Annotated in this window: 9 protein-coding genes and 1 rRNA gene; 3 read left to right on the forward strand and 7 right to left on the reverse strand. The window is 41.2% G+C overall.

All coding sequences use genetic code 11. From position 1 onward, the window contains the following. Positions 1-8: 8 nt before the first annotated feature. On the reverse strand, positions 9-1,505 hold the full coding sequence (locus I6E83_RS13360) for an alanine/glycine:cation symporter family protein (protein ID WP_197102555.1): 1,497 nt from the start codon (positions 1,503-1,505) through the stop codon (positions 9-11). Positions 1,506-2,397: 892 nt separating this feature from the next. Between I6E83_RS13360 and I6E83_RS13365 the strand changes: the two genes are divergently transcribed. The 3 genes from I6E83_RS13365 (at position 2,398) to I6E83_RS13375 (ending at position 5,234) form a co-directional block, all read left to right on the forward strand. Further along, positions 2,398-2,658 (forward strand): DUF4212 domain-containing protein, encoded by a 261-nt coding sequence (locus I6E83_RS13365; RefSeq protein WP_110924137.1) that lies wholly within the window; start codon positions 2,398-2,400, stop codon positions 2,656-2,658. A 4-nt stretch (positions 2,659-2,662) separates the two neighbouring features. Beyond that, positions 2,663-4,531: a sodium:solute symporter family protein gene (locus tag I6E83_RS13370; RefSeq protein WP_197102557.1), complete on the forward strand. Its 1,869-nt coding sequence runs from the start codon at positions 2,663-2,665 to the stop codon at positions 4,529-4,531. Between the two features lie 154 nt (positions 4,532-4,685). Next, a complete protein-coding gene (locus tag I6E83_RS13375) occupies positions 4,686-5,234 on the forward strand; it encodes a hypothetical protein (protein ID WP_110924135.1) in 549 nt (182 codons plus the stop codon). A 124-nt stretch (positions 5,235-5,358) separates the two neighbouring features. Here I6E83_RS13375 and I6E83_RS13380 read toward each other — a convergent pair whose 3' ends face one another. The 6 genes from I6E83_RS13380 to rrf form a co-directional block, all read right to left on the reverse strand. Continuing rightward, complete coding sequence (locus I6E83_RS13380) at positions 5,359-5,961, reverse strand: rhomboid family intramembrane serine protease (RefSeq protein WP_197102559.1); 603 nt, start codon at positions 5,959-5,961, stop codon at positions 5,359-5,361. Between the two features lie 40 nt (positions 5,962-6,001). After that, complete coding sequence (locus I6E83_RS13385; protein ID WP_197102561.1) at positions 6,002-7,051, reverse strand: 5'-nucleotidase; 1,050 nt, start codon at positions 7,049-7,051, stop codon at positions 6,002-6,004. Positions 7,052-7,477: 426 nt separating this feature from the next. Next, a complete protein-coding gene (locus tag I6E83_RS13390; protein WP_110924132.1) occupies positions 7,478-8,767 on the reverse strand; it encodes a TRAP transporter large permease in 1,290 nt (429 codons plus the stop codon). Then, positions 8,764-9,291, reverse strand: a complete 528-nt coding sequence (locus tag I6E83_RS13395) for a TRAP transporter small permease (RefSeq protein ID WP_110924131.1) — start codon at positions 9,289-9,291, stop codon at positions 8,764-8,766. The genes I6E83_RS13390 and I6E83_RS13395 overlap by 4 nt, the downstream gene beginning before the upstream one ends. Before the next feature lie 17 nt (positions 9,292-9,308). Beyond that, positions 9,309-10,367, reverse strand: a complete 1,059-nt coding sequence (locus I6E83_RS13400; RefSeq protein WP_197102564.1) for a TRAP transporter substrate-binding protein — start codon at positions 10,365-10,367, stop codon at positions 9,309-9,311. A gap of 499 nt (positions 10,368-10,866) precedes the next feature. Continuing rightward, a 5S ribosomal RNA gene (gene rrf / locus I6E83_RS13405) occupies positions 10,867-10,953 on the reverse strand; the annotation flags it as partial.

Here is a 10,953-nt window from a genome sequence, read left to right on the forward strand (position 1 = left end):
CATCAAAATTAATCTGTCCACGCATCACGATTGGCTTCATCTTTTAGCTTCACGAAATCATCAGGGTTAAATTTGATTTGATCTCCTGTTTTGCCCTCTTTTATTTGACGTTCATAATCACGTAAAATTCTAAGCGCCACTGGAGATAGCATGACAATAGCCACCAAGTTGACCAGTGCCATCAGACCCATTGATAAATCGGCGAAATTCCAAATAGCAGGTAAGCTAGCAACGGCACCAATGAATACCATGCCCAATACCATGAAGCGGAATACCATGATCATTACCTTGGCATTTTTGGCACCAGATATAAACTCAAGATTCGACTCACCATAGCTATAATTGGCGATGATAGAAGTGAACGAAAAGAAGAAAATAGCGATGGCAACGAACACCACACCTAAGTCACCCACATACTGTGATAGTGCGAGCTGAGTCAGCTGAATACCTTCTTGTTCAACATTTGGATCGACCACACCAGATAATATGATAATCGACGCGGTTGCTGTACAGATGATAAGAGTATCCATAAATACACCCAGCATTTGCATGAAGCCTTGCACTGCGGGATGGTCAGGATGGCTTTTTGCAGTTGCTGCCGCATTAGGCGCTGAACCCATACCTGCTTCGTTAGAGAATAAGCCACGTTTGATACCATTAATCATTGCCTGAGCAATACCATAACCGATCACACCACCTGCTGCTTGCTCAAAACCAAATGCTGATTTTACAATCAAAGCAATCGCTGCTGGGAACTGGCTAAAGTTGGTAACGATAATATATAAGGCCAATAACACATATAAAATAGCCATGACTGGTACGATTTTACCCGCGATACGGGCAACCGAACGCAAGCCACCGAATACCACTGGCGCTACTAAGACTACTAGTATCAAGCCTGTCATCCACGTTGGAATACCGAAGGCTTCATGCGTTGCTTGTGCGATGGTATTTGACTGTACACCGTTGAACGCCAAACCAAAAGCCACTAGTAGACATAATGAGAAAAATATAGCTAACCAGCGTTTACCCAAACCTTTTTCAATATAGTAAGCCGGTCCACCACGATAGACATTGTCATTGTGCGGTACTTTATATGCTTGAGCGAGCGTTGACTCAATAAAGCTCGTCGACATACCGACGATTGCAGTCATCCACATCCAAAACACAGCACCTGGACCACCAAGATAAATGGCAATGGCTACCCCTGCCAAGTTACCTGTGCCGACGCGGGCTGCTAATGATGTCATTAATGCTTCAAATGAGCTAATACCGCCATCTTTACGCCCTTGATTGGAAACGCGTAATAGCTTCCACATATGGCCAAAATGACGAAACTGAATAAAGCGTGTAATAATGGTAAAGTAAAGACCTGCGCCAATAAGTACGAACACTAACAATCCATACCAAGGGTTACTGGCAATCAACCAATCATTGTTACCCCAAATAATGCTGACACCATAATTTACGATGCTATTAAACCAACCTGCTATTCCGTCATTCATACGGACTCCTCATTAACGATTAACACTTTATAGACTTTCTCTAAGAGTAGTACCGGTATCATATTTCGACCAATGCAAGACACGAAAGCATCTTGCTCAAAACATTCGATACCAAAATATCATGTGCATGATATAGACATTGAGTGATTAACGATTATCACATTTAGTTATTAATTCTGATAATATATTTATTAAATAAATGTTACTTACACTTGATATACTATAGAATGTATTGAGTAACAATTTAGCAGTATTTATTAGACTATTGTTGTATCATCCCTGCGATTTTAACTATTGAGAGGATATATACCAATACTAGATGCTATATAGATATCTTAAATGCACACTCAATTATTGCCATTACTTCTATTTAGTACAGGCAAAATGCATTTTAGACATTCATGTTGATGTAATATTTACTGGTCAACATGAATTTTTAGAACATTAAAAATGTTCAGGTCCTTGTCAGGAAGACAAGATTGCAAAAAAGACAGTGGATTGTCCTACTCCCTCTCTCTCTTCCTCGATAAGCCCTATTATTCCTATACAACATTTTTAATAAAAGTGACCGATGCAATACTGAAGCATTCATTTATCACTTTTGGCAATCAGCTTTCAGTAAAAATATGCTGTTACGTATTGCGTTTCCCACTGTTTGGCACAGTACGTATCTATTTTTTATGACCATTTGAGTAATAAAAAATAGCCAAAACCTTTCTCATGTTGTTGGTACTTTTTTAGTAACACTATTAAATAATTTTGGATTTGCAGTCTATCAAGCAAATTGTTGCCATAGATATAATATCGCGGTAATCGATAAATGTGAAACCATCACGATTTAGTAAAATTAGACCGACAATAACATTTTAGGTAAGACAAAAGGAGTTGTCCTATGGAGAACCACAGCGATTCATCTGGATATTGGAAAGCCAATATTCGTCTCATTCAAGGTTGCCTTGTCGTTTGGGTACTATGCTCGTACGGCTTTGGTATTTTGTTTCGTCCATTGTTAGCTGGTATCAAAATCGGTGGTACTGATCTGGGCTTTTGGTTTGCTCAGCAAGGATCTATTGGTATTTTTATCATCCTAATTTTCTTTTACGCTTGGCGTATGAATAAGTTAGATAAACAATATGGCGTAGACGAGGAATAGCCCCATGAGTCAATTTGTAATTAATCTTATTTTTGTGGGTCTATCTTTCGCACTGTACTTCGGTATTGCGATTTGGGCTCGTGCTGGTTCAACCAGTGAATTTTATGTTGCTGGCGGTGGTGTCCATCCGGTCGTTAACGGTATGGCAACCGCTGCTGACTGGATGAGTGCGGCGTCATTTATCTCAATGGCAGGTCTGATTGCTGCTGGTGGTTATGGCGCTTCTACCTACTTGATGGGTTGGACAGGCGGTTACGTTCTACTAGCGATGCTTTTAGCGCCTTACTTGCGTAAATTTGGTAAGTTCACGGTTCCGGACTTTATTGGTGATCGTTTTTACTCAAAAACGGCTGCTATGATTGCTGTGGTCTGTTTGATTACTGCATCGACCACTTATGTTATCGGTCAGATGACCGGTGCTGGTGTTGCATTCTCACGCTTCTTAGAAGTTGAGAGCAGTACTGGTCTTGTTATCGCTGCTATTGTTGTCTTCTTTTATGCTGTACTTGGTGGTATGAAAGGGATTACCTATACGCAGGTTGCCCAGTATGTGGTTCTGATGATTGCCTATACTATTCCTGCCGTCTTTATTTCACTTGAGTTGACAGGTAACCCAATTCCAGGTTTAGGTTTGTTCTCAAACCATGTCGAATCAGGTGTCCCTATTTTGACCAAGCTGAATCAAGTCGTTACTGACTTAGGTTTTTCTTCGTATACTGCTGACGTGCCTAACAAGCTCAACATGGTACTGTTTACCTTGACGCTTATGATCGGTACAGCAGGTCTACCACACGTTATCATTCGCTTTTTCACTGTACCTAAAGTCGCTGATGCTCGTTGGACTGCTGGTTGGACGTTAGTATTTATCTCACTATTGTACTTCACTGCTCCAGCAGTAGGTGCTATGGCGCGCTTAAACCTAGTAGATACTATCTATCCACAAGGTGTTGAGAGCCAACCTATTCTTAATGATGATCGTCCTGATTGGATGAAAACTTGGGAAGAGACAGGTCTTATAAAGTATAACGATCTAAATAATGATGGTCGTATCCAGTTATATAGCGACAGTGGACTTGGTGCCGCTCAGATCGCCCTTAATACTGCTCAAGCTGACGGTGGCGATGTTGCTGCAGCAACTGCAGCAGTAGAAACCGCTCGTATTGCACATGATGCAGAGCTTGATGGTCGTTTTGCTGACGCTGGATGGGCAGGTAACGAGCTTGATGTTAACGCTGATATCTTAGTTCTAGCGAATCCAGAGATTGCACAGCTTCCACCATGGGTTATTGGTCTTATCGCTGCAGGTGGTTTGGCAGCCGCACTATCAACAGCTGCAGGTCTACTGCTCGCAATTTCATCAGCCATCAGTCATGACTTAATCAAAGGTAACTTAAACCCAAATATTACTGATGCACAAGAGTTGAAGTATGCTCGTATCACTATGGGTGTGGCGATTGTAGTAGCGACTTACTTAGGTATGAATCCACCAGGGTTTGCCGCACAGGTCGTAGCACTGGCCTTCGGTATTGCTGCCTCTTCATTGTTCCCTGTATTGATGATGGGTATTTTCTCTAAACGCATCAACAATCTTGGTGCTATTGCAGGTATGTTGACTGGTTTAATAGTCGTTCTTGTCTATATCTTTATGTTCAAAGGTTGGTTCTTCATCAGCGGTACTGCTAACTTCCCTGATACTGAAGAGTACTGGTTATTTGGTATCTCACCATTATCATTTGGTGCAGTTGGTGCATTGCTTAACTTCATCGTAGCATTCGCTGTATCTTATGCTACTGCGCCACCACCAGCACATATCCAAGAGTTGGTTGAGAGCGTACGTTCTCCACGTGGCGCTGGCGGTGCAGTCGACCACTAAGCTCACAACTGAGGATATATCTTCTGTTACTATATATCACTCACAGGCAGTAATTGCTTGTGGGTGATTTTTTTATTCTATAGCTATAATAACTAGATTTTTAATTTATCCAATAGGTTCAATTAAACACATCTAACGCATTAAGGAATATTTTATGCTTTTTGAGTTTATCGCTACCATCGCTGCCGCATTTGGTATGGCTGGAATAGCACTTATCATAACTCACCTCAGCAAACTGGCAGGCAAACGCGCTCCTAAATGGCTGATTCCCTTATTTGCTGCTATTGGTATGTTTGCATTTCAAATAAACCAAGAGTACAGCTGGTATGGTCAACAAGTTGAAAAGCTACCAGAAGGCGTAGAAGTCGTCAAAACAGCAGAAAGCACGGAGTGGTTCCGTCCATGGTCTTACGCTAAGCCGCACATATTACGGTTTATCGCTGCAGATATTGGAAACGCTAGTGTACAAGTAGATAATCCAGATATACATTTATTCAATTTGTATTTATTTGAAAGACGAAGAAGTATAGAGAAAGTTCCTCAAGTTATCGATTGCAGTATTCCTGCACGTGCAGACTACGTTATACCTGAGAAAGGCAATACCCTATCAATTGATGAACATGTAAAACAAACGACTGCATGGCGAGATTTAGCCACAGATGATCCATTATTTATCAGCATTTGCACTGATAAACAAAGCTAACGAATTAAAAGAAAGTTAAGACAGAAAGTCCATTAGCAGTACATTTTTCAAAAAGATATATGATGATGAGGCGGTATTTTAGATGAATAAAAAATCTAAATTACCGCCTTATTTACTTTGCTTTTCATTGACGAGACGTTGGCGCATAAGTATGCTTAGAGTTAGCACCTAGCAGCAGCCCCGCACATAAACCACCGAAATGCGCGGCAAAGGAGATACCTTCTTGCGGCATCAAGCCCTCTTTGATAGTGAGCCAATACCCTGCTCCCATAACGATACAAGCCAATAGATAACCCCAGCGTCGTGCAAATACAGCCCCTCCTATCATGTAACCGAGCATCGCAAAGCATAACCCCGAAGCTCCAATATGGATGGAAGATGGCGAACCGATAACCCAAGTGACTAACCCAGAAGCCACTATCAATTTAAGTATGGTTCGATAGGCGTTTTTTTCAAACAACCCGAATAAAAATAAAATTTGTAATAACGTTATTGTGTTGCCAAGTAAATGTGAATAATTACCATGCATCGTCCATGACGCAAAAACGCCTATCATGCTGCCCACATCTAGGGCACGTGGCACAATACCAAAAATATTCCACAGTCCAAATAATGCCACTTCATTCAAAAAAAACATGCCCCACATGGGTATTAGTACAAAAGCATATAAACCAAAAACTTGCTTGATTCGGGCTACGAACAAGGTAAATAATTGCCGCCAGTTCATATTATTTTTTATCCTTTGGGTTAATTTCTTCAAGCATTTCTTACAGATTTATAGCAAATAGTGGGTGCTCTACTGGTTTAAATGATAATAATGCAGCATCTTTATCAGCCGTTAAGTAGCTATCACCATGTAATAATGATGTCGAGTGGTAAGGAACCAAAGCAGTAGGAATGAAACTACGTGCCGCATCGATATGCTTGATTGAATCATCAAAAAAGATATGTGGTGCAAACGTTCTCAGGACTGCTGTTTTCTCCAATCCTCCTAAGAAGAATGCCATATCAACGTTTACGCCCCACTCCCGCAGCGTCTTGATAGCACGCAGGTCAGCAGGTGCATTACGAGCAGTGACTAAAGCAATCTTTATCGGAGACAGTTTCAGACCAGCTGGCAGACGCTCTTGCAGGCTCGATAGCTTGATTAACAGCTCAGCATAAGGCCCTTTTTCAATCGGCAAGTCACGCATCTGTGCTTCACGATCATGAAAAGCGCGCAGGCCTTTTTGTTTATAGAGCAACTCTCCTGAATCATCAAACAGCACTGCATCGCCATCGAAGGCAATACGTAATTGCTCAGTATCCAATTCATAAGTATTAACAGGGGTCGCATCCAGTATCGCACAAGCACAAATATTGGCATCGGCAACTTGCTGCGCATCATCACGGTTGGTGGTCAGAAATAAATCGACATTGAAATCTTTTATGTAAGGCGCAACAGGGCTACCTGAAATAAATGCCGAGCGTGAAATATTAATGCCATCTGCAAGAATGGCATTGAGTACCTGAATGCCAGTGTCTGGGCTACTTTTTGAGACAATGACCACTTCCACCAAAGGCGCATCGGTCTCTATATCTTGTATTTTATTATTACAATAATGATTGAGATTCAGCAATGCTTTGATTAGTGGATATCCAGCGCCAATATCTAAAGGATCGTTTTCACGCTCGGTCATGTAGTCACGAAACTCTTTGATAGCGCTTATCGGGCGCTGCTCTAATAACTCTAATAAATAATTTTCTGATTCCGTTAAATCAAAAAGTGCGGTTGCAGAAATCGCAACTATAAGCGTGTTACTAAAATCAATTGCCATTATTTTCTCTACTTATCAAACTATCTATTCAGAAGTGCCAACCAGTTTACTACATTCACAAGCCCTTAGAATGATAAGAAAAGTTATCTATCTATAGTCATTCCACTATAGAAATATGACAACGTTAACCTCGCTTGAAGTATCACCTATACATCTACACTCGTTTGCCTTGTACTACTTTCAAATTGAATCGACTATATAATCTACGCTAGTAAAAGACTTACCTTCGAGCAATCAAAATGACCACTTATAAAGTGTCTCATAGTGCGACTTTATGGAGGATAAGTTAATAATAGAATAATGACGCCAACCTTTTCTTTGATCATAAAAAAGCCATATTGCTATGAAAACAATATGGCCTTACTAGTGGAAACTTTAGATGAACTATAAGCTGTGATTTTTTAAACTTACTTTTACCAATATAGCTTACGTTAGCAACACCAAAGATATCGCTGGGAAGGCGACCAAAATAACCAGTCGTATCAGATCAGAGACAATGAATGGCGCGACCCCGCGGAACATATCAGATAGCTTAATATGCGGTGCCATCGCCTTAATCACAAAGATATTCATCCCCATCGGGGGCGTAATCAGCCCAAGCTCTACTGTCAATACAGCGATGATGCCAAACCACACTGGATCAAACCCTAACGCCACAATGATTGGATATACCACTGGAATAGTGATTACTAACATTGCTAAAGCATCCATGAACAACCCTAAGAGGAAGTACATGATTAAGATGCAGATCAATACAATCATTGGGCTGACATCTAGCGTGCCAATCCACGTTGCCAATGTATAAGACAAGCGTGATACAGATATAAAGTAACCCAAGGCTTCTGCACCCAGTAGCATAAAAAAAACCACTGCTGACAATGCGAGCGTCTCAATCAACGACTGCTTTAAACCATCTAGACGCATACCTTTGACAAAAGCATAAGCCCAAGAAACAAACGCACCGACTGCCGCTCCTTCTGTCGGAGTAAATAACCCGAAGAAAATACCAGCGATAATCACAATGAAAATAAAGCTAAATGGTATGAGTCCCGTCAACGATAGCAACTTGGCTTTCAAAGAAGTAGGCTCACCGCGACGTGCTAAATGCGGCTTCCAGCGTACCATAACCATGACAGTGATTGAGTACATCACCATCCCTAACATACCAGGTAAAAAGCCAGCAATAAACATATCACCGACAGACTGCTGAGTTAGGATGGCATAGACCAGTAGCGCAATGCTGGGCGGGATCATAATACCTAACGTACCACCTGCTGCTAAAATGCCACAAGCAAAACCAGGTTGATAACCGTACTTTTCCATTTGTGGCAATGCAACCTTGGTCATGGTAGATGCAGTCGCCAATGATGACCCTGAGATTGAAGCAAAGATACCGGACGAACCGATACCAGCAATACCTAGACTACCCCTCACGCCACCAAATATCGTGCGAGTCGCATCAAATAACTTTCCTGCCATACCCGAATGAGAAGCAAAGACACCCATAAGTATGAATAAAGGAATAGCGCTAAAATCATATTTTGCTAAAACATCAACTGGTAAATCCTTAAGCATTTGCACGGCACCAATCGGTGCTGTCACTGCACCGAAGCCAACCAAACCAACACCTAGCATAGCGAGCGCAACAGGAACGCGCAGCATGACCATCGCAATCATGCACAACAAACCAATGGCGCCAATAATTTCTGGACTCATGCCCCTGTCTCCTCAGCGTCAAAAAACTCGCCTGTCTTAAAGATATTAATGGATTCGATTAATGATCGAATGGCAAGTAGTATGCTTAAAAAGGCACTGATAGCGTAAATGGGCATCATAGATATTCGAAGGTCTTGAGTGACTTTGCCATACTCTATCGCATCAAAAGCGCTCTCATAAAGTCCCCATGTGAACACAATACCGATGATGAAGAAACCCATCATAAAAGTGCCCATCATGTAGCCTTTAACAGCTTTTGACATTTTTTGAGTGAAGACATCGACAATGATTTGTGAGCGTTCCACAAAAGCGGCAAAGGCAGCAAGCAAAGCAAATAACATGAAATACGACACAATTTCTACGCTACCTTTGACCGTAAAGCCAAACTCCCCACCAGTGAGCTTGAAAATATAACGAGCTGTCACATCTAACATAGTTACAAGAACAAGAATAATAAGACTAACACCACCGATGAACTGGCATAGCCTAGAAATAAAGGTGCTGATTTTTACTAAAAATGCCATGTGATACCTCCAATAAATTAAACCTTGCAGGCTGCACTGGCGGCTTTTGCTTTTTCGTAGACACCATCAGCATCTAGACCCAAAGCTTTGACATCACTTAGATATTTTTGCGTTCCTTTTTCGAGCGGTCCTTTCCAGTCTGGATCATTTAGTGGATCAGGGATTTCGATGATTTCATCACCTTTGTCTTTAGCAGCTTGAATGGCCATCTGATCGTGCTTATCGAATACTTCACCAACTTTGCTAGCAAGCGCCATTCCTGAGTTTTCATCCAAAACTTTCTTCAAATCATCAGGCAAAGTGTCGTATTTATCCTTATTCATAGTCACCATCAGCGCCGAACTATAAAAAGGAATATTGGTATGATATTTGGTAATCTCGTCAATCTTAAATGCCGTTACCGCTTCCCAAGGAAAACTCAACCCATCGACAACTCCACGCTGTAACGAGGTATACATATCGTTCGCAGGTAAACCTACTGGTGAAGCGCCAGCACTCTCGATAATGTCACCTGCCACCGCAGAAGGACGGCGGATACGCATACCCTTCATGTCTGCAGGCGTTCGAATCAGCTTATCTGTTGTATGAAGCGCACCAGGCCCTCCACCGTACATAAACAATAGATGCGTATCTTCGTACTCACTAGCAAGCGTACCATCGTCATAAAGAGTCTGTAGCATACAGCCCATTTGACTTGCTGAATTGGACAAACCAGGGAGCTCAGTAATTTGAGTCAATGGAAAACGACCGTTAGTATAGCCGTGCGCTTGTGAACCGATATCTATCGTGCCTTTTGCTGCAGATTCGTAGGTAACATCCGCTTTGGCAAGACCTGCGGAAGGATATAACTCTATTTTTAGACGACCATAAGAATCTGCCTCTATTTTTTTAGCCCAAGGTTCAAAGACCTCTGTGCTAATAGATGAGGTGGCTGGCCAAAAATGTGAGAAGCGTAGTACAGTAGTCTCTTGAGAGGTGGCTGATGAGCCATCAGTTGTGTCAGCAGATTGGTTAGAACAGCCTAAAAGACTGGCAGCCGCTAAGGCAGCAATTGAAAGAAGAGGAGCTAATTTCATTATCAATTCCTTTTGATAATTATAAGAGTAGGAGTAAAGCTTATATTTAGTACTTTAGATTAAAAAAATAACGAGTTATCCACAAAGTTAAAACGTTATTTATATAATTCTGTAATAAATACACTATTTAAAATTAACAGCTAAAATGATATAAGTCAAATCATTTTAGATTATTAAAACCTGCAATATACTCAATAACCGTGCATATATCTATCTAGACTGAAATCTCTAAAAATAGGACGTATCTCCATGATAAAAATCAAATAAACTATATTGGGGAGGGGAAAATAGTACAAATAATATGGAGATACTCATCAGATATTTGATAAAATTTAGCAGTTTTGACTATACTCAAATGAATGTTTATTGAGGTTCGAATAGGTATGAATAAGGTTAGTCTCTAAATTAAAGATTAGCCCCAACACCCGTAGCTATTGCAAACTATAGGCAAAAGAAAACCCCCAGCGCGTGAGCGTTGGGGGTTTAACTTTGAATAGAGAGCTGACGATGACCTACTCTCACATGGACGAATCCACACTACCATTGGCGCAACGATGTTTCACTTCTGAGTTCGGGAAGGGATCAG

The sequence above is a fragment of the Psychrobacter sp. SZ93C1 genome, assembly GCF_015864635.1.
Taxonomy (GTDB): Bacteria; Pseudomonadota; Gammaproteobacteria; order Pseudomonadales; family Moraxellaceae; genus Psychrobacter; species Psychrobacter fozii.

Bases quoted from the DNA above. Each gene is read 5' to 3' on its own strand.
- I6E83_RS13360 (WP_197102555.1), bottom strand. From the start codon at position 1,505: ATGAATGACGGAATAGCAGGTTGGTTTAATAGCATCGTAAATTATGGT.
- I6E83_RS13365 (WP_110924137.1), top strand. From the start codon at position 2,398: ATGGAGAACCACAGCGATTCATCTGGATATTGGAAAGCCAATATTCGT.
- I6E83_RS13370 (WP_197102557.1), top strand. From the start codon at position 2,663: ATGAGTCAATTTGTAATTAATCTTATTTTTGTGGGTCTATCTTTCGCA.
- I6E83_RS13375 (WP_110924135.1), top strand. From the start codon at position 4,686: ATGCTTTTTGAGTTTATCGCTACCATCGCTGCCGCATTTGGTATGGCT.
- I6E83_RS13380 (WP_197102559.1), bottom strand. From the start codon at position 5,961: ATGAACTGGCGGCAATTATTTACCTTGTTCGTAGCCCGAATCAAGCAA.
- I6E83_RS13385 (WP_197102561.1), bottom strand. From the start codon at position 7,051: ATGGCAATTGATTTTAGTAACACGCTTATAGTTGCGATTTCTGCAACC.
- I6E83_RS13390 (WP_110924132.1), bottom strand. From the start codon at position 8,767: ATGAGTCCAGAAATTATTGGCGCCATTGGTTTGTTGTGCATGATTGCG.
- I6E83_RS13395 (WP_110924131.1), bottom strand. From the start codon at position 9,291: ATGGCATTTTTAGTAAAAATCAGCACCTTTATTTCTAGGCTATGCCAG.
- I6E83_RS13400 (WP_197102564.1), bottom strand. From the start codon at position 10,367: ATGAAATTAGCTCCTCTTCTTTCAATTGCTGCCTTAGCGGCTGCCAGT.